The sequence below is a fragment of the Labrys sp. Lb11 genome (assembly GCF_057554225.1).
This window is the reverse complement of record NZ_BAAJOT010000002.1, coordinates 825,815-850,101: the sequence shown is the minus strand read 5'-3', so window position 1 is coordinate 850,101 and position 24,287 is coordinate 825,815. Positions and strand designations below refer to the sequence as shown.

The 24,287-nt window shown below is 68.6% G+C and carries 15 protein-coding genes; 6 read left to right on the top strand and 9 right to left on the bottom strand.

What is annotated here, in order from left to right:
* Positions 1–84 precede the first annotated feature (84 nt).
* The gene (locus AC27L4_RS09065) at positions 85–4,908 is read left to right on the top strand and encodes an NAD-glutamate dehydrogenase (RefSeq protein ID WP_487141758.1); all 4,824 of its coding nucleotides are present in this window, start codon (positions 85–87) and stop codon (positions 4,906–4,908) included.
* 18 nt (positions 4,909–4,926) lie between these two features.
* Here the strand turns inward: AC27L4_RS09065 and AC27L4_RS09060 are convergent, their stop codons facing one another.
* Both AC27L4_RS09060 and AC27L4_RS09055 read right to left on the bottom strand, forming a co-directional pair.
* Entirely contained in the window at positions 4,927–5,727 is an 801-nt protein-coding gene (locus AC27L4_RS09060) for a TrmH family RNA methyltransferase (protein ID WP_487141757.1), read from the bottom strand.
* A gap of 4 nt (positions 5,728–5,731) precedes the next feature.
* Positions 5,732–6,760, bottom strand: coding sequence for a histone deacetylase family protein (locus AC27L4_RS09055; protein ID WP_487141756.1), 1,029 nt, complete (start codon positions 6,758–6,760; stop codon positions 5,732–5,734).
* Positions 6,761–6,892: 132 nt separating this feature from the next.
* Between AC27L4_RS09055 and AC27L4_RS09050 the strand changes: the two genes are divergently transcribed.
* Positions 6,893–7,765: a class I SAM-dependent methyltransferase gene (locus AC27L4_RS09050; protein WP_487141755.1), complete on the top strand. Its 873-nt coding sequence runs from the start codon at positions 6,893–6,895 to the stop codon at positions 7,763–7,765.
* An 8-nt stretch (positions 7,766–7,773) separates the two neighbouring features.
* On the opposite strand, the gene AC27L4_RS09045 is transcribed toward AC27L4_RS09050, so the two are convergent.
* From AC27L4_RS09045 to AC27L4_RS09030, 4 genes are all read right to left on the bottom strand, one after another.
* Positions 7,774–7,977, bottom strand: coding sequence for a Flp family type IVb pilin (locus AC27L4_RS09045; protein WP_487141754.1), 204 nt, complete (start codon positions 7,975–7,977; stop codon positions 7,774–7,776).
* Between the two features lie 28 nt (positions 7,978–8,005).
* Positions 8,006–8,449 carry a (deoxy)nucleoside triphosphate pyrophosphohydrolase gene (locus AC27L4_RS09040; protein WP_487141753.1) on the bottom strand — a complete coding sequence of 148 codons (444 nt, stop codon included), beginning with the start codon at positions 8,447–8,449 and terminating at the stop codon, positions 8,006–8,008.
* 34 nt (positions 8,450–8,483) lie between these two features.
* A complete protein-coding gene (gene argJ, locus AC27L4_RS09035; RefSeq protein ID WP_487141752.1) occupies positions 8,484–9,722 on the bottom strand; it encodes a bifunctional glutamate N-acetyltransferase/amino-acid acetyltransferase ArgJ in 1,239 nt (412 codons plus the stop codon).
* Positions 9,723–9,833: 111 nt separating this feature from the next.
* A complete protein-coding gene (locus AC27L4_RS09030) occupies positions 9,834–10,739 on the bottom strand; it encodes a peptidylprolyl isomerase (RefSeq protein WP_487141751.1) in 906 nt (301 codons plus the stop codon).
* Positions 10,740–11,166: 427 nt separating this feature from the next.
* Here AC27L4_RS09030 and secA point away from each other — a divergent pair, with 427 nt between their 5' ends.
* Positions 11,167–13,956 (top strand): preprotein translocase subunit SecA, encoded by a 2,790-nt coding sequence (secA, locus tag AC27L4_RS09025; RefSeq protein ID WP_487141750.1) that lies wholly within the window; start codon positions 11,167–11,169, stop codon positions 13,954–13,956.
* Between the two features lie 415 nt (positions 13,957–14,371).
* Here secA and AC27L4_RS09020 read toward each other — a convergent pair whose 3' ends face one another.
* From AC27L4_RS09020 to AC27L4_RS09010, 3 genes are all read right to left on the bottom strand, one after another.
* Complete coding sequence (locus AC27L4_RS09020; RefSeq protein WP_487141749.1) at positions 14,372–17,548, bottom strand: efflux RND transporter permease subunit; 3,177 nt, start codon at positions 17,546–17,548, stop codon at positions 14,372–14,374.
* 11 nt (positions 17,549–17,559) lie between these two features.
* The gene (locus tag AC27L4_RS09015) at positions 17,560–18,729 is read right to left on the bottom strand and encodes an efflux RND transporter periplasmic adaptor subunit (RefSeq protein ID WP_487141748.1); all 1,170 of its coding nucleotides are present in this window, start codon (positions 18,727–18,729) and stop codon (positions 17,560–17,562) included.
* 726 nt (positions 18,730–19,455) lie between these two features.
* Entirely contained in the window at positions 19,456–20,091 is a 636-nt protein-coding gene (locus AC27L4_RS09010) for a methyltransferase family protein (RefSeq protein ID WP_487141747.1), read from the bottom strand.
* A 288-nt stretch (positions 20,092–20,379) separates the two neighbouring features.
* On the opposite strand from AC27L4_RS09010, the gene AC27L4_RS09005 reads away from it, so the two are divergent.
* From AC27L4_RS09005 to cobT, 3 genes are all read left to right on the top strand, one after another.
* The gene (locus tag AC27L4_RS09005) at positions 20,380–21,150 is read left to right on the top strand and encodes a J domain-containing protein (protein ID WP_487141746.1); all 771 of its coding nucleotides are present in this window, start codon (positions 20,380–20,382) and stop codon (positions 21,148–21,150) included.
* Positions 21,151–21,351: 201 nt separating this feature from the next.
* A complete protein-coding gene (gene cobS / locus AC27L4_RS09000) occupies positions 21,352–22,344 on the top strand; it encodes a cobaltochelatase subunit CobS (protein WP_487141745.1) in 993 nt (330 codons plus the stop codon).
* Between the two features lie 7 nt (positions 22,345–22,351).
* Entirely contained in the window at positions 22,352–24,232 is a 1,881-nt protein-coding gene (gene cobT / locus AC27L4_RS08995) for a cobaltochelatase subunit CobT (protein ID WP_487141744.1), read from the top strand.
* Positions 24,233–24,287: the final 55 nt, after the last annotated feature.

The window sequence follows — 24,287 nt, the reverse complement described above, 5'->3', positions numbered from 1 at the left end:
ATAGACGCTGCCGGCCGGCGTATTTTCCGCTAACCTCCGGGGGCAATCGCCGCGGGCCAGACGGCGTGCTGATGGGAGAACATGATGGCGTGGCGGGACGACGAGGCGCGGACGGCACTGATCCGGCAGGCGGCGGATTCGATGGCTCCCGGTGGGGCTCCGCCTTCCTTTACCGAGCTGCTGTTCGGCCGCACCACGCTGGAAGACCTCTCGACCCATGATGCCGCCTCGCTCGCCGTGCTGGCGGCGCAGGCCTGGGAGCATGTGGCCAAGCGCACGCCCGGTCATCACGACATCCGCATCGTCGACCCGGTGATGCCGGATGGACGCGAGATCTCGGTGGTCGAGATCATCAACGACAACATGCCCTTCCTGTTCGACTCGACCATGGCCGAGTTCACCGAGCAGGGCATCGAGGTGCAGCTCGTCGCGCATCCCATCCTGTCGGTCGAGCGCGACGGCGAAGGCCGGCTGACCCATTTCTACGGCGACGCCGCGGCCGATCCGCAGGGGCGGGGCGGGCGCGAGAGCCTGATCCACGTCCATATCGACCGCATCGACAGCCCCGAGATCCGCGCGGCGCTGGTGGATGGGCTCGACCGCACGCTCAACGACGTGCGGGCCGCCGTGAAGGACTGGCGCGAGATGCGCGCCCGGGTCGAGCAGGCGGTGGAGGCCTTCCGCGTGGCGCCGCCCTCGCTGCCGGAGGAGGAGGTGGAGGAGGCGTGCCAGCTGCTGCAATGGCTCGCCGCCAACAACTTCACGCTGCTGGGCCTGCGCGAATACCGCTTCGCCTCCGCCGACATGGCCACGGCCGAGGTGGTGGAAGGGCCGGGCCTTGGCATCCTGCGCGATCCCTCGGTCAAGATCCTGCGCCGCGGCGCCGAGCTGGTGGTGATGACGCCGGAGATCCGCGAGTTCCTGCGCGAGCCGACGGCGCTGATCGTCACCAAGGCCAATGTGAAGAGCCGGGTGCACCGGCGCATCCACATGGACTATGTCGGCGTCAAGCTCTACGCGCCGTCGGGCAGGCTCGAGGGCGAGCTGCGCATCGTCGGCCTGCTCACCTCCACCGCCTATACCCGCTCGGTGCGGCAGATCCCCTATCTCCGTCACAAGGTGGCGCAGGTGCTGCGCCGCGCCGGCTTCGAATCCGACAGCCATTCCGGCAAGGCGGCGCTGCACATCCTGGAGGAATATCCGCGCGACGAGCTGTTCCAGATCGATGTCGAGACGCTGTTCGGCTTCGTCATGGAGATCCTGATGCTCTACGAGCGCCCGCGCCTGCGGGCGCTGGCCAGGCCCGACAAGTTCGACCGCTTCGTTTCCATCCTGCTGTTCCTGCCGCGCGAGAAGTTCAACACTGACGTGCGCGCGCGCATCGGCGACTATCTCGCCTCCGTCTACAAGGGCCGGCTCTCGGCCGCCTATGCCTCCTTCCCCGAGGGGCCGCTGGCGCGCGTTCACTACATCATCGGCCGCTACGAGGACGCCACGCCGCTGATCCCCCGCGCCGAGCTGGAGGCGGCGCTCGGCGCCATCGCCGAGACCTGGGCCGACAAGCTGAGGACCGCGCTCGGGGCGAGCACGGACGGCTACGGCGCTCGCTTCCTCACAGCCCGCTACGCGCCGGCCTTCACCCAGGCCTATCAGGAAGCCTTCGGCCCGGCCCAGGCGATCGCCGACATCCGCATCATCGAACGGCTGAGCCCGGAGCGGCCGGTGGCGATGAGCGTCCACAGGACCGCCGAGGACGAGGGCCCCGGCCGCTTCGGCCTGCGCGTCTTCGCCCGCGAGAACCCGCTGACCCTGTCCTACCGCGTGCCGGTGATCGAGAACCACGGCCTGCGCGTCGTCGACGAGCGCACCTACCGGGTGGCGCCGCACGGCGCCCCGGCCGTGCCGCAGGTCTGGCTGCACGACATGACCATCGAGACGGCCGACGGCGGGGCCGTCGACATCACCGACGAGCTGGTCGGGCGTCTGGAAGCCTCGATCATGGCCGTGGTCGGCGGCCGGGCCGAGTCCGACGGCTACAACGCGCTGGTGCTGCGCAGCGCGCTGGGCTGGCGCGAGGTCGCGGTGATCCGGGCGCTGTCCCTCTATCTGCGCCAGATCCGGGCCCGCTTCAGCCAGGACTACATGTGGGCGACGCTGACGCGCAACATCGGCATCGCCAGCAAGCTGGTCGACCTGTTCAAGGCTCGCTTCGACCCGCGCCAGCAACTGACGCCGAGCGAACGGGCGGCCCGGGAGGCCATGCTCGTCGCGGCGATCGAGGAAGATCTGAAGGCGGTCACTTCGCTGGACGAGGACCGCATCCTGCGCCGCTTCACCAACCTGATCCAGGCGGCGGTGCGCACCAATGTCTGGCAGGTCGGCCCCGACGGCCAGCCGCGCGGCGTGATCAGCTTCAAGTTCGAATCGCAGAAGGTCGAGGGCCTGCCGGCGCCCAAGCCGCTCTATGAAATCTTCGTCTATTCGCCGCAGGTCGAGGGCATCCATCTGCGCTTCGGCAAGGTGGCGCGCGGCGGCCTGCGCTGGTCGGACCGGCCCCAGGACTTCCGCACCGAGGTGCTGGGCCTGGTCAAGGCGCAGCAGGTGAAGAACGCGGTGATCGTGCCGGTGGGGGCCAAGGGCGGCTTCGTGCCGAAACTGCTGCCGTCGCCCTCCAACCGCGATGCCTGGCTGGCCGAGGGCACCGAGGCCTACCGCATCTTCATCCGCTCGCTGCTGGAGCTGACCGACAACATCGACGGCGACCGGATCGTGCCGCCGGCCGACACGTTGCGCCATGACGGGGACGACCCCTATCTCGTCGTCGCCGCCGACAAGGGGACGGCCACCTTCTCCGACGTCGCCAACGCCATCTCGGCCGAGAAGGGACACTGGCTGGGCGATGCCTTCGCCTCCGGCGGCAGCCAGGGCTACGATCACAAGGGCATGGGCATCACCGCCCGCGGCGCCTGGGAGGCGGTGAAGCGGCATTTCCGCGAGCTCGGCACCGATATCCAGGCCACGCCCTTCACGGCCGCCGGCGTCGGCGACATGTCCGGCGACGTGTTCGGCAACGGCATGCTGCTCTCCGAGGCGACCCGGCTGGTCGCCGCCTTCGACCATCGCGACATCTTCCTCGACCCCGATCCGATCCCGGCGCGCAGCCATGCCGAGCGGGTCCGCCTGTTCGCCCTGCCGCGCTCGAGCTGGCAGGACTACGACCGGGCGCTGATCTCGGAAGGCGGCGGCGTGTTCCCGCGCTCGCTCAAGGCCATCCCGCTGACGCCGCAAGTCCGGGCCATGCTCGACCTCGACAAGGCGGAGGCGACGCCGGCGGAGGTGATGACGGCAATCCTCAAGGCCCGGGTCGATCTGGTGTTCTTCGGGGGCATCGGCACCTATATCCGCGCTTCGAGCGAGACCGACGACCAGGTCGGCGATCGCGCCAACGACCCGATCCGCATCACCGGCGCCGACGTGCGCGCCAAGGTGGTCGGCGAGGGCGCGAATCTCGGCGTCACCCAGCGCGGGCGCATCGAGGCGGCCCAGGCGGGCGTGCGGCTCAACACCGACGCCATCGACAATTCGGCCGGCGTCAACACCTCCGACGTCGAAGTGAACATCAAGATCGCACTCACCCGGCCCGAACGCGACGGCCGGCTGACCACGGCCGACCGCAATGCCCTGCTCGCCGCCATGACCGACGAGGTGGGGGGGCTGGTGCTGCGCAACAACTACCTGCAGACCCTGTCCCTCTCCCTCGCCGAGCGGCGCGGCGTGGCGGAGACGGGTTTCCTCGCCCGGCTGATGCAGAGCCTGGAGAGCCGGGGCCTGCTCGACCGGGCGGTCGAGTATCTGCCGGACGACCTGGCGCTGGCCGAGCGCACGCGGCGCGGCCAGCCGCTGACCCGGCCGGAGCTGGCCGTTCTGCTGGCCTATGCCAAGCTGACGCTGAAGGACGACCTGCTCGCCACGGGCGTGCCGGATGACCCCTATCTCGCACGCGAACTGGTGCGGTACTTCCCGTCGGCGCTGCGCGAGCGTTTCCCCGACGCGATCGAGAATCACCGGCTGCGGCGGGAGATCATCGCCACGGGCTTGGCGAACTCGGCGATCAACCGGGCCGGCCCGGCGGCGGCGGTGCGGCTGATGGACGAGACCGGTGCCGACCTCACCACCCTCGCCATGGCCTTCGCCGTGGTGCGCGACGCCTATGGCATGAGCAGCCTCAACGAGGCGCTGGATGTGCTCGACAACCGCATCGACGGCGCCCTGCAGCTCCAGCTCTATGCCCGCATCCAGGACCTTCTGCTCTCGCGCGTGGTCTGGTTCGTGCGCAATGTCGACTTCAGCGCGGGCCTGGACGTGGTCGTTCCGAGGTTCCGGGCCGGTATCGACCAGATCGCCGCGGCGCTGGACTCGGCCCTGCCGGCCGAGGCCGCCGCCGTCCGCGCCAAGGCCGGGCAGGATCTCGAGGCGGCCGGCGTGCCGGCGGACACCGCCCGGCGCCTTGCCGATCTCGATGCGCTCGCCGCCGCGCCCGACATCGTGCTGGTGGCCGAGCGCACGGGCATGCCGCTCGCCGATGCGGCGGCGACCAATTATGCGGCACAGGCCGTGTTTCGCCTCGACCGACTGGCCGGGGCGGCGCGCGACATTTCGGCCAGCGACTATTACGAGCGCCTGGCCGTGGACCGCGCCGTCGACCAGATCGCGGCGGCCGAGCGGCGGCTGGTCGCCGACATGCTCGGCAGCGGCAAGGCGGGGGCGGCGGCTGTCGATGCCTGGCTGGGGGCGCATCCGGAAGCGGCGCGCATCCGCCGCGCGGTGGAGGAAATCGCGGCCGGCGGCCTGACCCTGGCCAAGCTCACCGTGGCGGCCAATCTCCTGGGCGACCTGGTGAAGGGCTGAGCGGGCGGCGGGCCGGGCTCACCCGGCCCGCAAATGATGCAGGACGATGCCGCTGGCTGTGGCGACGTTGAGCGAGTCGAAGCCGCCGGCCATGTCGATGCGCACGCTGCGCAGCCGGTCGAGCAGGACCTGGGGCAAGCCGGGGCCCTCGGCGCCGAACAGCGCCGCAGCCCTGGCTGGCGGCGCGACCTCGCCGAGGCGCTCGGCGCCGCGCGGGCTGGTGGCCAGGACGTCGAAGCCCTGCGCCAGCAGGGCATCGCAGAGCGCGACGGCGGACGGGCCCTGGGCAAAGGGCGTGACCAGGGCCGCGCCGGCGGAGACGCGGATGCTCTTGCGGTAGAGCGGATCGCAGCAGGCCTCGTCCAGCAGCACGGCGTCGGCGCCGAAGGCGGCGGCGTTGCGGAACAGGCCGCCCATGTTGTCGTGGTTGGCGATGGCCGAGAGCACGACCACCAGCGCCCGCCGCGGCAGTCCGGCGATCAGCGCCGCCGGTGCCAGGGCTTCGCCGCGCAGTCCCATCGCCAGGACGCCGCGGTGCAGCGGGAAGCCGGCGATGCGGTCGAGCACGGCGCGGCCGGCGACATAGACCGGCACGGTCTCGTCGACATGCGCCAGCAGCGGCGCCAACGGCTCGACGCGGTTCTCCGCCAGCAGCAGGGACTCGACTGCGAAGCGCCCGAGCCTCAGGGCGGCGGCGAGCACCACCTCGCCCTCGATGACAAAGCGGCCGCCGCGCCCCTTGAGGTCGCGCTCGCGAATGTCGCGATAGGGTTCGACACTGGGATCGGACGGATCGTCGACGGCGATCAGGCGGGGCATGGCGTCAGGCTCCGGCGAAGCCTTCCAGCGTGTTGGCGACGTTGACGCCGATCGCCTCCACCGCGTAGCCGCCCTCCATGACGAACAGCGTCGGCCTGCGCAGGGCGGCGATGCGGGCACCGATCGCCAGGTAGTCCGGGCTGTCCAGCCGGAACTGCGAGATCGGATCCTCCTTGTAGGTGTCGACGCCGAGCGACACCACCAGCGCGTCGGGCGCGTAGGCCGCCAGCCTTCCGCAGGCGGCCTCCAGGGCTGCGCTCCAGGCGTCGAACGCCGCGCCCCAGCGAAGGGGCAGGTTGAGGTTGAAGCCTTCGCCTTCGCCGGAGCCGGTCTCGTCGGCATAGCCGAGGAAATAGGGGTATTCCTGCCCGGGATGGGCATGGATGTTGCAGACCAGCACGTCGGAACGGCCATAGAAGATCGACTGGGTGCCGTTGCCGTGATGATAGTCGATGTCGAGGACGGCGACGCGCGTGGCGCCACGGTCCCGGAAGGCCTGCGCCGCTACCGCGGCATTGTTGACGTAGCAATAACCTCCCATGGTGCCGGCATGGGCGTGGTGGCCGGGCGGGCGGCAGAGGGCGAAGGCGGAGCTTTCGCCGGACGAGACCAGGGCGACGCCGGTCAGGGCGACGTCGGCGGACGCGCGGATCGCATCGAAACTGCCGGCGACGATGCAGCAGCCGGCGTCGAAGGAGAAATGGCCGAGCTTGCCGTCGAGCGTTTCGGGCTCGATGGCACGCATGCCCGGCGCCCGCCAGAAGCTCGGCAGGGCCGGGCCGTCGCGGCCGTCGGCGATCCAGAGATCCCAGGCCTGCGAGAGGAAGCGGACATAGCCGGCCTCGTGCACGCGCAGGACGGGATCGAGGCCGTGGGCCTCGGGCTCGACCACCGGGCCGAGGCGGCGTGCCTCGACGGCGGCCCGGATCATCTCGGCGCGTTCGGGTTTCTCGAAGGCCGGCACGATGCGGCCATTGTTCAGTTCGACGTGGCCGGCATGGCCGAGATGGCGGGAGGTGAACACGGTCTTCATCGATGTCGCACGGGCTCCGAGACGGGTCGCGGCCCGCCGGCTGCAGTGATAGACAGCGCGGCGGGGTGCTGTCATCCCGCGCCGGTCCAACTCCCTCCGTCCCTGGCCGGCGGACCGCACCATGGAGACGCCATGACAGCGCCTCGCCTGTTCGATCGCCATCTCCTGGCCCAGCGCCACCGCCGGGCCGCTGCCGCGCCGGCCGATTTCCTGCTGCGCCACGTCGCCGCGGACATGGCCGATCGCCTGTCGACGGTGCTGCGGCGCTTCGAGCGCGCCGTGGAGGTCGGCTCGCTGTCGCCGGCGGTCGCCGACGCCGTCGCGCCGGTGGTCGGGACGCTGCTGCGGCTCGGGCCGGCGGCGGCGGCGCCGCAGGTGGTGGCGGACGAGGAGATGCTGCCTCTGGCTCCCGGCAGCACGGATCTCGTGCTCTCCGGCCTGGCGCTGCACGCGGTCAACGACCTGCCGGGCGTGCTGGTGCAGATCCGCCGGGCGCTGCGGCCCGATGGCCTGTTCCTGGCGGCGCTGGCGGGCGGGACGACGCTGACCGAGCTGCGCCAGGCCTTCACGGCGGCGGAGGCCGAGGTCGAGGGCGGCGCCAGTCCGCATGTCTTTCCCTTTGCCGACGTGCGCGACATGGGCGGATTGCTGCAGCGGGCCGGCTTTGCCCTGCCGGTCACCGACAGCGAGGTGCTCACCGTGCGTTACGATCACGCCTTCGCCCTGATGGCGGATTTGCGGGCGATGGCGGCGACCAACATCCTGGCCCAGCGCCGTCGGACACCGGCGAGGCGCGCGACGCTGCTGCGCATGGCGGAGATCTATCGCGAGCGCTTTTCCGACGCCGACGGGCGCATCCGCGCCACGTTCGAGGTCGTCTGGCTGTCGGGATGGGCGCCGCACCAGAGCCAGCAGCAGCCGCTGAAGCCGGGCTCGGCGAGGATGCGGCTGGCCGATGCGCTCGGCACGGTGGAACTCGGGCCGTCCGGCCGCGCAAGGCGATAGCGCCGGCGTCAGCCGCCGTTGGCCTGGACCACGCCAGCCTCGATCTTGTCCCAGAAGTTCGTCATCAGAGTGTCGGACAGGGCGTAGACAGCCCCGGCGAAGACCAGGAACACCAGGCTGCAGATCAGCCCGTATTCGAGGGCGGTGGCACCGCGCTCGTCCGCGAGGAAGCGCCGCGTCTGCCGTCGGATCGTTCGTGTTGCGCCAGCCATCGCGGTCCCCCGTGCACGTCGATCCCGGTCAGACGAGATCGATGAGCGCGGGGATGAGGGGCGCATCGGCCGGCGGCATCGGGAAGTCCCTGAGCCGCTTCGGCGACACCCATTTGAGAGCCTGCCCCTCCTGCCCCACGGGATTGCCGGACCAGCGGCGGCACACCCAGAGCGGCATCAGCAGCACGAAGTCGTCATAGGCGTGGCTCGCGAACGTCAGAGGTGCGAGACAGGCCTCCTGGACCTCGATTCCCAGCTCTTCCCTCAGCTCCCGGATCAACGTCTCCTCAGGGCGCTCGCCGGGCTCGACCTTGCCGCCGGGAAACTCCCAGAGGCCTGCCAGCGCCTTGCCCTCCGGCCGCTGCGCGATCAGCACGCGGCCGTCGGCATCGAGAAGGGCGCAGGCGGTGACAAGAACGAGGCGACGGCTCACGCGATCTTCTCCGAGCCTAGCGGACAAGTGTTTACGCATTCCCTCATGATTGCTTCTCCTTTGAGGGACATGGTCAGGAGCGGTAGTCGCCGTTGATGGCGACATATTCCTTGGTGAGGTCGCAGGTGTAGACCCGGTCCCGGGCCCGCCCCAGGCCGAGATCGACACTCACCCGGATGTCCGAACCGCGCATATAGGCGGTGGTCGCCTGCTCGTCATAGGTCGGATCGCGCTCGCCATCGACCGCGACGCGGATGTCGCCGAACGAGATCGACAGCCTGTCGCGCTCCGCCGGCTCGCCGGCCTTGCCCACGGCCATGACCACGCGGCCCCAATTGGCGTCCTCGCCCGCGATGGCGGTCTTCACCAGCGGCGAATTGGCGATCGACATGGCGATGCGGCGCGCGGAGCGCTTGCTGGTGGCGCCGGTGACTTCGACGGTGACGAATTTGCGCGCGCCTTCGCCGTCGCGCGCCACCTGCTGGGCGAGATCGAGCAGCACGCCCTGCAGCGCCTTGGCGAAGCGCTTCAGGCGCGGGTCGGCGGCGTCGGTGATCGGCTTTCCACCCGCCTTGCCGGTGGCGAACATCAAGAGCGTGTCGGAGGTGGAGGTGTCGCTGTCGACGGTGACGGCGTTGAAGCTGTCGACCACGCCCTTCGACAAGAGCGCCTGCAGCACCGGCGCGGCGATCGGCGCGTCGGTGACGACGAAGGCGAGCATGGTCGCCATGTCGGGCATGATCATGCCGGCGCCCTTGGCGATGCCGGCGATGGCGACGGGCACGCCGTCGAGCTCGACGGCGGCGGTCGCGCCCTTGGGGAATGTGTCGGTGGTCATGATGGCGCGGGCGGCCGCCTCGAAGGCGCCGGGCGCGGCCCGCCCGGCCGTCTCGTCCAGCACGCCGGCAAACTTGGAGGCGTCGAGCGGCTCGCCGATGACGCCGGTGGAGGCAAGGTAGACTTCCTCCGGCCGGCAGCCGGCGGCCTTGGCGGCGATGTCGGCGGTCATCGCCACGGCATCGCGTCCCTTGATCCCGGTGAAGGCGTTGGCGTTGCCGGAATTGACGACCAGGGCTCGTGCCGTGCCGTGCTTCAGCGCCGCGCGGCACCAGTCAACCGGCGCCGAGGGGCAGCGCGAGCGGGTGAACACGCCGGCGACCGTGGTGCCCGGGTCGAACAGGGCCAGCAGCACGTCGGTGCGGCCCTTGTAGCGGATGCCGGCTTCGGCCGTGGCCAGGCGAGCCCCGGCGATCGCCGGCAGGTCGGGAAAGCGGGCGGGCGCAAGGGGCGAGAGTGGCGCGGGCTTCGCCATGGGGACGGTCCATCGGTTCAGGGGATCGGAGAGGGACAGGGCCGGGCAGGAGAGAAGGCGGGCCGGCCGGGGAGGCCGGCCCGCGGATCGCGTGCGGCAAGCGGAAGCCGCTCAGGGCTTGGGCGCGTCCGTGCTCGGAGCGGCGCCCGGCTGTGCCGGCGCAGCCGGGGCGGCGGGAGCGGCCGGCTTCGGCGGCTCGGGCTTCTCGATCTTGGCGTCGGCGCGCAGCTTCAGGATCAGGTCCTGCTGGGCCTTGCGAGCAAGGTAGCTCTCGATCTGCGGCTTGACCTGGTCGAAGGTCGGCATCGGCTTCTGCCGGCGCTCTTCCAGCTTGATGACGTGCCAGCCGAACTGCGACTTGACCGGCTGCGAGATCTCGCCCGGCTTCAGGGCGAAGGCGGCGTCGGCGAATTCCTTGACCATGCGGTCCTTGGTGAACCAGCCGAGGTCGCCGCCGTCGGACGAACCGGGGTCCTTGGACGTTTCCTTGGCGACCTTGCCGAAGTCCTCGCCGCCCTTGACCCGCTCGTACACCTTCTTGGCATCGTCCTCGCTCTCGACCAGGATGTGGCGGGCGTGGACCTCCTCCTCCGGCTGGATCGACTTGGCGGTCTCGTCATAGAGCTTCTTCATCGCCTCCTCGGTGACGGCGTCCTTGCCGACCTTGGTGAGGAGCTGCTCCATCAGGATCTTGCGGCGGTAATAGTCGAGGCGCTGGTCGAGCTCGGCCTGGGACAGGATCTTCTCCTTCTGCGCCTCGTCCGCCGCCAGCTTCATGTCGATGCTGTAGGAGGTCAGGTAGTCGAGCTTCTGCGCCGGCGACATCTGCTGCTGCTGCAGGCTGGCGGCCAGGTCCTCGCCGGCGAGGGTGAGGTCGAGCTCGGTGATCGGCTGGCCGTTGACGGTCGCCAGCGGCTTGGCCGCGTCCTCGGCGAAGGCGGGCAGGGCGGTCAGCGCCAGCAGCGCGGCGCCACTCAGCATGGATGCGACAAGGCGCGTGCGTTGCGAGGAGGTCATGGGTCGTTTCCTTGAGATCGATGGTGTGTGGGAAAAACTGCGTCGTTCCGCACGGCGCGCCCTTGGCAGGACATCCGGGCCTGTCCAGAGGCGGGCCCGGAAATCCTGCATGTTGTCAATGCCTTGATCGGAACACCCGGTTCGGAGCACCGCTCCGGCCCGGTCCTTCCCGCTCGCGGGGACATTGGCAACATCCCCGCTCGATTGACAAGCCCCGACCCCGATACTTATGTGACGGCGAGGCGTGCCGCTTGCCGGATGCGCCGCGTCGACAATGAATTCACGGGCCGGCCCGCCCCTCATCCTCTCGGAATGCGCCCGCATCATGGTGATGGCGCGTCATTCTGACGCCACATCGCGCTGCGATGGGACCGGGTCGCCCCTCAACCCGCGCGCCGCTCGGTGCGCGTAGACCTGAAGGTCCCCGATGTTCGGCTCGCTCGCCAAAAAGCTTTTCGGTTCCGCCAACGATCGTCGCGTCAAGAGCTACCAGCCGCGGGTCGCGGCGATCAACGCGCTCGAGCCGGAAGTCGCCGCCCTGTCCGACGAGGCGCTGCGGGCCCGCACCCAGATGTTCAAGGAGCAGCTCGCCGCCGGCAAGACGCTCGACGACATCCTGGTTCCCGCCTTCGCCACCGTGCGCGAGGCTGCCAAGCGCGTGCTCGGCCAGCGTCATTTCGACGTGCAGCTCATCGGCGGCATGGTGCTGCACGAGGGGCGCATCGCCGAGATGAAGACCGGCGAAGGCAAGACGTTGGTGGCCACCCTGGCGGTCTACCTCAATGCCCTGGCCGGCAAGGGCGTGCATGTGGTCACCGTCAACGACTACCTGGCCAGCCGCGACGCCGAGTGGATGGGACGGGTCTACGGTTTCCTCGGCCTGACCACGGGCACGATCGTGCACGGGCTCGACGACGACCAGCGCCATGCCGCCTATGCCAGCGACATCACCTACGGCACCAACAACGAGTACGGCTTCGACTATCTGCGCGACAACATGAAGTATGACATGCATGCCATGGTGCAGCGCGGTCATGCCTTCGCCATCGTCGACGAGGTCGATTCGATCCTGGTCGACGAGGCGCGCACGCCGCTGATCATCTCCGGCCCGCTCGACGACCGCTCGGACCTCTACGTCACGATCGATGCGATCATGCCGAATATCGAGCGGGACGACTACGATCTCGACGAGAAGCAGCGCACCGTCAGCCTGACCGAGAAGGGCAACGAGCGCGTCGAGCAGATGCTGATCGGCTCGGGCCTGCTGCGCGACGGCGGCCTCTACGACGCCGGCAACGTCACCGTCGTCCATCACGTCAACCAGGCGCTCCGCGCCCACAAGCTGTTCACACGCGACAAGGACTACATCGTCCGCAACAACGAGGTGGTGATCATCGACGAGTTCACCGGCCGCATGATGCCCGGCCGGCGCTATTCGGAAGGCCTGCACCAGGCGCTGGAAGCCAAGGAGCGGGTGCAGATCCAGCCCGAGAACCAGACCCTCGCCTCGATCACGTTCCAGAATTATTTCCGCCTGTACGACAAGCTGGCGGGCATGACCGGCACGGCCGCGACCGAGGCCAACGAGTTCATGGACATCTACAATCTCGACGTGGTCGAGATCCCGACCAATCGCGGCATCCAGCGTATCGACGACGACGACGAGGTCTACCGGACCGTCGCGGAGAAATCCGCCGCGATCATCGCCCTGATCGACGAGTGCCGCCAGCGCGGCCAGCCGCTGCTGGTCGGCACCACCTCGATCGAGAAATCGGAGCACCTTGCCGATCTCCTGAAGAAGCACGGCTACAAGCAGCGCGACTTCTCCGATCCCAACGCTTTTGCCGGACTCTATGACGGCAACACCACGGAGAAGGTGTTCGCGGTGCTGAACGCCCGCTACCACGAGCAGGAAGCCTTCATCGTCAGCCAGGCCGGCGTGCCCGGCGCCATCACCATCGCCACCAACATGGCCGGCCGCGGCACCGACATCCAGCTCGGCGGCAACGCCGACATGCGTATCAAGGTCGAGCTGGCCAGCCTGGAGCCGGGCCCGGAGCGCGATGCGCAGGAAGCGCGCATCCGCGCCCAGGTCGAGCAGCTGAAGAAGAAGGCGCTCGCCGCCGGCGGCCTCTACATCATCGGCACCGAGCGCCATGAGAGCCGGCGCATCGACAATCAGCTGCGCGGCCGCTCCGGCCGCCAGGGCGATCCCGGTCATTCCAAGTTCTTCCTGTCGCTGCAGGACGACCTGATGCGGATCTTCGGCTCCGACCGCATGGACGGCATGCTGCAGAAGCTCGGCCTCAAGGAGGGCGAGGCCATCGTCCATTCCTGGATCAACCGGGCCCTGGAGAAGGCGCAGCAGAAGGTCGAAGCCCGCAACTTCGACATCCGCAAGAACATCCTCAAGTTCGACAACGTGCTCAACGATCAGCGCAAGGTGATCTTCGAGCAGCGTCGCGAGCTGATGGCGCAGGACTCCGTCGCCGACACCATCACCGATTTCCGTCACCAGGTGGTGGACGACCTGGTCTCGGCCCACGTGCCGGAGAACGCCTATCCCGAGCAGTGGGACACGGCCGGCCTGCACCAGGCGGTGGCCAACGCCCTCAACCTCGACCTGCCGGTGATCGACTGGGCCAAGGAGGAGGGCATCGCCGACGAGGAGCTCCGGGCCCGCATCCTCAAGGCGGCCGACGAGGCGGCGGCCGGCCGCGTCGCCCGCTTCGGCCCGGACATCATGCGGCAGGTGGAGAAGGCGGTGCTGATGCAGACGCTCGACCATCTGTGGCGCGAGCACATCGTCACGCTCGACCATCTGCGCCAGGTGATCGGCTTGCGCGGCTATGGCCAGCGCGATCCGCTGATCGAATACAAGGCCGAAGGCTTCAACCTGTTCGAGGAGATGACCAAGCGCCTGCGCGAGGCCGTCACCGGCCAGATGATGCGGGTCGAGGTGATGCAGGAGGCGCCGCAGGAGCCGACCCTGCCGCCGATGCTGGCGCACCACATCGACCCCTCGACGGGCGAGGACGAGCTGGCGCTGGCCAACGCCGCCTTCATGCAGCCGGGCGCCGCCTTCGGCCTGACGGCGGAGCCGGCGGGGCAGCGCAACCCGGACGATCCTTCGACCTGGGGCCGCGTCGGCCGCAACGAGGCCTGCCCCTGCGGCTCGGGCAAGAAGTTCAAGCACTGCCACGGCCAGATCGCCTGACGCGATCGCGACCGGCGCCGCGCCGCGGCCGTGCGAGACGCCACGATTCCAGTCTCGCCGAGGAGGTGATAAGGCGCGTGCGGTTCCGAAAGGGGCGCGAAAAGCCTTCTCCGCGCAAGTCGGATGTTTCCGATTTGCTCTCTTGCATGCCGATCTCGGGAACACCCGGGATTGGAGGCGGGGAAGGTGCCCCGACGCGGTTGGGGCGGATGGGGTGTGGTCCGCAAGACTCGACCTTACTTCGCCTGCACCACCGTCGTGCCATGCCGGCGAAGCTGGAGCCCTGCCTGCCCCCCACCCGCGTCGCCGCTTCGCGGCGCCCCCCCTCCCCACCTTCGGTGGAGAGGGCCTGCCTGCGCCCTTCCTGTTGCGAATCAGCCCCTGCGACGAGCAGGGCGGCGGATCGGATCGGGGATCAGACCCCCGGCGGTTCGTGCAGTGTCTCCGGCGTCAGCGTCTCGCGCTTCTTTTCCTTGGTGAAGAACAGGATGATGCCGCGGATGGTGACGTAGAACACCGGCGTCAGGAACAGGCCGAGGAAGGTGACGCCGGCCATGCCGAATGCCACCGCCACGCCGATGGCCTGGCGCAGCTCCGAGCCCGGGCCGGTGGCGACCGCCAGCGGCACCACGCCGAGGATGAAGGCGAAGGAGGTCATCAGGATCGGACGCAGGCGCAGGCGGCACGCATCGATCACCGCCTGTACCGGCGTGTCGCCGTGATCCTCGCGCTGGCGCGCGAACTCGACGATCAGGATGGCGTTCTTGGCGGCGAGGCCGATCAGCACCACGAAGGAGATCTGCGTCAGGATGTTGTTGTCCATGCCGCGCAGCATCACGCCGCCCAGTGCCGCCAGGATCGCCAGGGGCACGATCAGGATGATGGCGAGCGGCAGGCTCCAGCTTTCATATTGCGCCGCCAGGAACAGGAAGACGAACAGCACGGCGATGGCGAAGACATAGTTCGCGGTGTTGCCGACATGGCGCTCCTGGTAGGATAGGTCGGTCCATTCGAAGCCGGCGCCCTCGCCCAGCGTCTCCGCCGCGATTTTCTCCATCATGTCGAGGGCGGTGGTGGAGGAGATGCCGGGCTGGACCGAGCCCTGCACCGGGATGGCGGGATAGATGTTGTAGCGCGTCACCGAGGACGGGCCGGTGGTGTTGCGGAACGTCACCAGCGAGCCGAGCGGCACCAGCGCGCCGCTGGTGGAGCGGACCTTGATATTGACCAGGTCGTTGGTGTCGACGCGGAACGCCCCTTCGGCCTGGGCATTCACCTGGTAGGACCGGCCGAGATAGGAGAAGTCGTTGACATAGGCCGAGCCGACATTGATCTGCAGCGCCGAGAAGATCGCGCCGATCGGCACGCCGAGCATGCGCGCCCTGGTGCGGTCGATATCGACATAGACCTGCGGCGAGCGTGTCGAGAAGGTGGTGAACACCATCGACAGGCCGTTGGTCTGGTTCGCCGCGCCCAGCAGCTTCTCCGTGCGTTTCTCCAGCTCGCGCAGGCCGATATTGGCGCGGTCCTGCACCATCATGTTGAAGCCGCCGCCCTGGCCGAGGCCTTGGATCGACGGCGGCGGGATGACGTAGATGGCGCCGTCCTGCAGGGCGAACAGGCGCTGCTGCAGATCGCCGACGATGGCGTTGGCGCTCAGCCCCTTGGCGATGCGCTCCTCGAACGGGCGCAGCGGCACGAAGATCGCCGCGGCGTTGGAGGCGGCGGTGAAGGTCGCGCCGGAAAAGCCGCTGACGCCGATGGTGTGGCCGACGCCGGGCGCGTCCTTGATCAGCTCGAGGGCCTTGTTGACGGTGGCGTCGGTCCGCTCCAGCGAGGCACCGTTCGGCAGCTGCGCCGCGACGATGACGTAGCCCTGGTCGGTCGCCGGGATGAAGCCGGTCGGAACCTTGTTGAACACCCAGAACGTGGCAAAGCCCAGGCCGCAATAGATCAGCAGGAACAGGAGGCGGTGGCCGGTGACGAAGCCGACCGTGGCCGCATAGCCGTTCGACAGCCTGTCGAAGTTGCGGTTGAACAGGTCGGCGAGGCGCTCGCCGATGCCCTTGCGGTGGCGGTCGGTGTTGTGGGGCTTCAGCAGCAGCGCCGCCAGCGCCGGCGACAGCGTCAGCGAGTTGAAGGCGGAGATGATGGTCGCCGCCGCGATGGTGATGGCGAATTGCTGGTAGAACTTGCCGGAGATGCCGGGGATGAAGGCGGTCGGCACGAACACGGCCGAGAGCACCAGCGCGATGGCGATAACGGCGGTGCCGACCTCGTCCATGGTGCGGTGCGCCGCCTCGCGCGGGCTCATGCCCTCGCGCATGTTGCGCTCGACGTTCTCGACCACGATGATCGCGTCGTCCACCACGATGCCGATCGCCAGGATCAGGCCGAACAGCGTCAGCATGTTCACCGAATAGCCGAACGCGCTCATGATGAAGAACGTGCCGATCAGCGACACAGGGATGGCTATCACCGGGATGATCGCCGCGCGGATCGACTGCAGGAACACGATGATGACGAGCACGACCAGGATGATCGCCTCGATGAACGTTTCCTGCACCGCCGTGATGGAGGCCTGGACGAATTCGGTCGGGTTGTAGACGATGGCGTAGTCGAGGCCCTTGGGGAACGAGGCCTTGAGCTCCTGCATCTTGGCCTTGACCGCATCCGAGGCCGACAGGGCGTTGGAGCCTGGGCGCTGCTGCACGGCGATGCCGACGCTGGGCGAGCCGTCGAGCGTCAGCGTCGTGGTGTAGGAGCGAGCGCCGATCTCGACCCGGGCGATGTCGCGAAGGCGCAGCAGGCGACCGTCGCCGGTGGACTTGACGATGATCTCCTTGAACTGTTCCGCATCCTGGAAGCGGCCCTGGGTGGTGACCGTCATCTCGAAGGCCTGGCCCGTCGGCGTCGGCGGCGAGCCGAGCGTTCCGCCCGACACCTGGACGTTCTGCTCCTGCAGGGCGGTGACGATGTCGGCCGCGGTCAGGCCGAAGGCGGCCAGGCGGCTCGGGTCGAGCCAGACGCGCAGCGAGGGCTCGCGCACGCCGAACAGGAAGGTGTCGCCCACGCCGTAGACGCGGCTGATCTGGTCCTTGATGTTGACCAGCGCGAAATTCGACATGTCGTAGGAGCTCTGCGACCCGTCGGGCGAGATCAGGCTGATGATCAGCAGGAAGTCGGAGGCGGCCTTGTTGACGGTGACGCCGAGCGCCCGGACTTCGGCCGGCAGGCGCGGCTCGGCCGCCGAGACGCGATTCTGCACCTGCACCTGGGCAATGTCGAGGTCGGTACCGGTCTCGAAGGTGACGGTGATGGTCAGCGTGCCGTCGTTGGTCGCCTGCGACGTCTGGTAGATCATGCCCTCGACGCCGTTGATCTGCTGCTCGAGCGGCGTCGCCACGGTTTCGGCGATGGTCTCGGCATTGGCGCCGGGATAGATGGCGCTGACCTGCACGGTCGGCGGGGCGATCGAGGGATATTGCGCCACCGGCAGCCGGACGAGCGCGACCAGGCCGATGACGACGATGACGATCGAGACGACGGCCGCGAAGATCGGCCGGTCGACGAAGAAATGCGAGAACTTCATGGCGGCGCCTCTTATTGCGGAACCGCCGGCGCCTGGGCGGCCGCCAGATCCTCCGGCACCTTCAGCTCGGTGAGCTGCGGCACGACCTTGCCGCCGGGCATGGCGCGCATCAGGCCGTTGACGATCACCTGGTCCTCGGCGGCCAGGCCCGACCTGATCACGCGGAATTCTCCGAACTTCGGCCCGGTCACCACCGGCTTGAGGGCGACGACGCCGTCGGCTGCCGCCGCGAGGACGTAGTTGCCCTGGTCGGACGTGCCGACCGCCACTTCCGGCACCACCAGCGCGTCATAGGTCGGCGTGGTGTTCATGCGGATGCGCCCGAACAGGCCCGAGGTCAGGAGGCCGTCCTTGTTCGCAACCTTGGCCCGGGCCGTCACCGTGCCGGTGGCAGCATCCATCTGGTTGTCGAAATAGTCGAGCGTGCCGGGATGGCTGAAGCTCTTCTCGTCGGGCAGGGCCAGCGTCACCGCGGCATTGTCGCCGCTGTCCCCCTTGCCGCCCCGGGCGCGCAGATAGGCAAGGTAGCTCGCCTCGTCGACGTCGAAATAGAACAGGATCGGGTCGACGGCGACGATGGTGGTCAGCGGCGTGGCGGCGCCGGCCAGGACGAGATTGCCCGGCGAAATCATCTTTCGGCCGATCTTGCCGCTGATCGGCGCCTTGATCTGGGAGAATTCGAGGTCGAGCTTGGCGGTCGCCAGCGCGGCATTGGCGGCCTCGAGCGTGGCCTGGCCTTCCAGGAAGGCCTGCTGCGTCGCCTGATAGAGCGCCTCGGTGACGTTGCCCGTGCGCTTGAGTTCCTCGGAGCGTGTCAGGTTGGTGCGGGCGAGGTCGAGCTTGGTCTGCGCCACCCGCACCTGGGCCGAGGCCTGGTCGACGGCCGCCTGGAAGGGGCGGGGGTCGATGGTGAACAGGATATCGCCTTCCTTCACCATCGAACCTTCGAGGAAGGTCGCCTTGTCGAGATAGCCGCTGACGCGCGAGGTCACCTGCACCGTCGGCCAGGCCTGGAAGCGGCCGGTGAACTCGGCGGTCTCGGTCACCTTTCGGCTCACGGGCTTGGCCGTGGTGACCGGCATGGGCCCCATCTGCGCCCCGGCGACGGAGGTCAGGGCCAGCAAGGCGGCGAGCGCGGCGACATGGAGGCGAACGGCGGCGCGGCTGGTGCGAACGGTCATCCCTGGCTCCCTGACGGCAGATACGGCACGCCCGGGCAACTTCGCCCGGATCGGGCGGAAAAGGCGGCAGTTTTCCGGTATCTGCGACGATCTTGCGCAATGCAACCGCCGGGAGGTGGTAAAGCCGGCGCCGGCGCCGCCCGTGGACCGGCATGATGCAAATCCGCAACGCCGAAGCCCGGCGCGATGCCCCGATCCGCGGCCGTCGCATCGATCCGGCCGCCTGCCTTCTTCCTGCCAGAGGTCCACGCGTGGCTTGCCATCGCCGGTACGGCTGGGCATTTTTTGTCTCTATCAGGTGCGCATTGGATCAAGATCGGTCCATGATTGCCGGTATGTCTATGTGCAATTCCTGTAATTATTGTCGCAACTATTGCGGATCTGATGTTGAATTTAGAATAAATTCAATTCAAATATTATCAATATGGGCAGAAATTGCTTGCGCCATGCTGTCCGGCCCGACAGCGGCTGTCGCTGCCGGCGGTGAGCATGAAGCGCGGCGGCCTGCCCAGCCTGTCGCAGATCATGCGGGCCTTGGCCGTCAGTCCGCCTCGGGAGTGGCCCGGCGCCTGGGTCCCGGACCTTCTTTTCCGTCCGCTGCCTGCCGGCGGAAGTGGACATGGGCGGTGTCGAGCATCAGGTACTTGCCCCTTCAGGCCAGGGGGGCCTGAATGTGGGGCGGTCCCGGGCCATCCGGCCAACCGTGGACGCGAGCCGTGCAGGCTTTCAGGGCATGACCCACAGGACCGGCAGGACATGGGCGTCCTGCAGCATCTCCAGCGTCTCGGCCAGCGGCACCGCGGCGAAGAAGACGCAGGCATCCAGGAAGGTCCGGGTGACCAGCGATATCTGCACCTCCATCGTCGGGACCGAGCGCCACAGCGCAAAGTTCGGGAGGAAGCGCGGCACCCTGGCGCAATAGGCGCGGTAGCTGTCGCCGAATTTGGCGGTCAGATAGTCTTCCTCGCGGCGGACCACGACGGTGAAGACCACGATGGTGATCAGCAGGGCGACGATCGCCGCGGTGAAGCTGCCGAACTGCGCCCCGGCGCCGGCGGCGCCGAAGAAGGAGAAGACATAGAGCGGGTTGCGGCAGATCGAGTAGGGGCCGACATCGACGAGCTCGCGCTTCTTGCGCCCGCCGATATAGAGCGAGCACCAGGTCCGCCCCAGCACGCACAGCACGATCAGGGCAAGCCCGAACCCCTCGATCCCCTCGTGGACCTGGCTGCCGAGGTCGCGATCCCAGGAGGGTTCGCTCAATGCGAGGGCGAGCACGACCAGCAGCAGGACGACGAAAAGCGCCGCTCGGCGGATGGCCTGCACGGCGCCGAGGTCGTTATGGCTCAGAGTCTTGCGCACGAAGGGACCACCCAGCTTGGTTCCGATCGGCCATACTACAACGCCGCCCCGCATTTTGGCAAAACGATGACAGACTGCCGCCCGGGGCGGGCACGGCGGCGCAGGTCCTTGATTCCGAAGGGGTTCCCGCCCAGATTGCAGCGGCGATTTGTGACATCAAAGACACATCGTCTCGCATTGCGCGCCGCAGCCCGGGATTGTGATCCCGCTCCCCTTGAAATTCCCGGTCGGCGGGAGCATTTTCGGCATGCAAAGGGATGGCATTTCGGCCTCTCTTCGCAGCCCTCCTTGGGCGTTTCCTCCCTAGACTTGGGCCGCCTCCGGGCGGCCTTTTTGTCGTTGGCGCAAGGGCGCTCGCCGCCGTGCGGCCGCGGCAGGCTGTGCAGTGCGTGCTTGCCGGATGGCGGCCGCGATCCCATAGTGTGGGTCATCATGGATCTCGACTCGCCCATTTTCGACCGCATCCGGGTCCGCCCGCGCGCCGAACGCGTGGAGGAGAAGAGCGATCCGTCGTCCGGCTGCCAGCATGCCGGTTGCCGGGCGCCCGGCGAATTCCGCGCGCCGAAGGGACGGGGCCAGGAGGGGCGCTTCTGGCAGTTTTGCCTGGATCACGTGCGCGCCTACAACCAGTCCTACAATTACTTCGCCGGCATGCCGGACGATGCGGTGTCGGCCTTCCAGCGCGACGCTTCGACCGGCCATCGACCGACCTGGGCGATGGGCGTCAATCCGGCGGCGCAGAAGCGCGGGGCTGAGTATCCGCCCCACGACTTCGACATGGCGGGGGAGGATCTGCTCGGCATGTTCGGCCCGTCGCGGGCGCGCCGCACCCGGCCGGTGCCGCAGCCGGAGCGCCGCAGGCTCAGCCTGACCGAGCGCCGCGCCTATGCGACGCTGGACATGCCCGAGCATGCGCCGCCCGCCGAAATCAAGACGCGCTACAAGACGCTGGTCAAACGCCTGCATCCCGATGCCAATGGCGGCGACCGATCCAGCGAAGATAAATTGCGCGGGATCATCCAGGCCTATAATACGCTTCGCAGCGCCGGGCTTGGCTGAGCAGCCGGAGCAGGGGCGCGGTCCGGACGAGGGGTCCGGGGCGCGGCTGCGTGCGACGGCTTCGAGGTCTGCAGGATTTCATACCCGCTCCGGGGACGGTCGGAAATCCTGCATGGTGTGACAAGCGGCCTCCTTTCCCGAGGAGGCGTTCGGACTATCCTTCCAGACGCAAGCCCCGCACCCCGGCGGGGCAAGGTAGGCATGATGACAGACGCGACTGCGCCGGCGCCCGGTTTGCCGGATATCAAGGTTTCGGCCAAGAAGCTGTTCGGCTTCGATACCGACATGATGGTTCCCGCCTATTCCGTGGCCAGCGACCATGTCCCCGATCTCGATCCCGACTATCTGTTCGACCGGGCGACCACGCTGGCGATCCTGGCGGGCTTCGCCCACAACCGCCGCGTCATCGTCTCGGGCTACCACGGCACCGGCAAGTCCACCCATATCGAGCAGGTCGCCGCCCGCCTCAACTGGCCCTGCATCCGCATCAACCTCGACAGCCACGTCTCGCGCATCGACCTCGTCGGCAAGGACGCCATCGTCCTGCAAGACGGCAAGCAGGTGACCGAATTCCGCGACGGCATGCTGCCCTGGGCGTTGCAGAACAATATCGCCCTGGTGTTCGACGAGTATGACGCCGGACGCCCCGACGTGATGTTCGTCATCCAGCGCGTGCTGGAGGTCTCGGGCAAGCTGACGCTGCTCGACCAGAAGCGCGTCATCCGTCCGCATCCGGCCTTCCGCCTGTTCGCCACCGCCAACACGGTCGGCCTCGGCGACACCTCCGGCCTCTATCACGGCACCCAGCAGATCAACCAGGGCCAGATGGACCGCTGGTCGATCGTGACGACGCTCAACTACCTGCCGCACGACAAGGAGGTCGACATCGTCCTGGCCAAGTCGCGGAGCTACCAGGCCTCGGCCGCCGGCCGCGACACGGTCAACAAGATGGTGCGCGTCGCCGACCTGACCCGCAACGCCTTCATGAACGGCGACCTCTCCACGGTGATGAGCCCACGCACCGTGATCACCTGGGCCGAGAACGCCGATATCTTCCACGATATCGGCTTCGCCTTCCGCCTGACCTTCCTCAACAAGTGCGACGAGCTGGAGCGGCCGCTGGTGGCCGAGTTCTATCAGCGCGCCTTCGGCTCGGAGCTGACGGAAAGCGCGGTGAACGTCGCCTTGACCTGAGCGCGCAATGTCCTCGAACCGCAAACCCGGCGAGAAGCCCAAGGACGCGCCCAACGAGCCGTTCAAGCGTTCCGTGGCCGGCGCCCTGCGCGCCATCGCCCGCAAGCCCGGCCTCGAGGTCGCCTACGCCTCGGAGAAGCCGGCGCTGATCGGCGACAAGGCGCGGCTGTCCGAGCCGCCGCGCAAGCTCGACGCCCAGGCGGCGGCGATCGTGCGCGGGCAGGCCGATGCGATCGCGTTGCGCCTGGCCTGCCACGACGAGGCGCTGCACCGCCGGCTCGCGCCGCAGTCGGACCAGGCGCGCGGCGTGTATGACGCCGTCGAGCAGGCCCGCTGCGAGGCGATCGGCTCGCGGCGCATGGCGGGCGTGGCCAGGAACCTCTCCGCCATGCTGGAGGACCGCTATTTCCGCGGCGGCAAGTACGAGGACATCCGCGCCCGCGAGGATGCCCCGGTGGAAGACGCCATTGCGATGCTGGTGCGCGAGAAGCTGACCGGGCTCGAGCCGCCTCCTTCCGCCCGCAAGCTGGTCGACCTCTGGCGTCCCTGGATCGAGGAGAAGGCCGGAGGCGACCTGATGCGGCTCGACCGGGTGGTCGAGAACCAGCGCGCCTTCGCCCGTACGATCAACGACCTGCTCGCCCATCTCGGCATGGCCGAGCTGTCGGACGCCGATCAGCAGGACGACGAGAAGACCGAGGCCGACAGCGAGGACCAGGAGGAATCCGAGGGCGAGGAGGGCGAGAACCAGGCCGAGGACCAGTCCCAGTCCGCCCAGGTCGAGGAAGCCGAGGAAGGCGAGGACGAGGGCGACGAACGCGAGGCGCAGGAGGCGGAGTCGCCGTCCTCCGACATGCCGGACGAGAGCGAGGCTGACGATGCCGAACAGGCGAGCCAGCCCTGGCGGCCGCCGGAGAGCCGCGGCGGCGACCGGCACGGCCCGGACTACAAGGCCTTCTCCACCCGCTTCGACGAGGTGGTGGATGCAACCGACCTGTGCGACCCGGAAGAGCTCGAGCGCCTGCGCGCCTATCTCGACAAGCAGCTCGCCAGCCTGTCGGGCGTGGTGGCTCGCCTGGCCAACCGGCTGCAGCGCCGGCTGATGGCGCAGCAGAGCCGCGCCTGGGATTTCGACCTGGAAGAGGGCATGCTCGACCCGGCCCGCCTGTCGCGCGTCATCGTCGACCCGACCTCGGCGCTGTCCTTCATGCGCGAGCGCGACACCGATTTCCGCGACACGGTGGTGACGCTGCTGATCGACAATTCCGGCTCGATGCGCGGGCGGCCGATCACCGTGGCGGCGACCTGCGCCGACATCCTCGCCCGCACGCTGGAGCGCTGCGGCGTGCGCGTCGAGATCCTGGGCTTCACCACCCGGGCTTGGAAGGGGGGGCAGTCGCGCGAGGCCTGGCTGCAGGCCGGCAAGCAGGCCAGTCCCGGCCGGCTCAACGACCTGCGCCACATCATCTACAAATCCGCCGACGCGCCATGGCGCCGGGCCCGCAAGAATCTCGGGCTGATGATGCGCGAGGGCCTCCTGAAGGAGAACATCGACGGCGAGGCGCTGCTCTGGGCGCATCAGCGCCTGCTCGGCCGCTCCGAGAGCCGCCGCATCCTGATGGTGATCTCGGACGGCGCGCCGGTCGACGATTCCACCCTGTCGGTCAACACCGGCAACTATCTGGAGCGGCACCTGCGCTGGGTGATCGAGGACATCGAGACCCGCTCGCCGGTGGAACTGATCGCCATCGGCATCGGCCATGACGTGACGCGCTACTATCGCCGCGCCGTGACCATCGTCGACGCCGAGGAACTCGGCGGCGCCATGACCGACAAGCTGGCCGAGCTGTTCGACGAGACGGCGACGCCGAAGCGACGGGCGGCGTAGCTCGCTCGCCCCCTGCCCGCCGCCGCGGCGGGCGGGGCCTTGCGCTGCTTCCGCG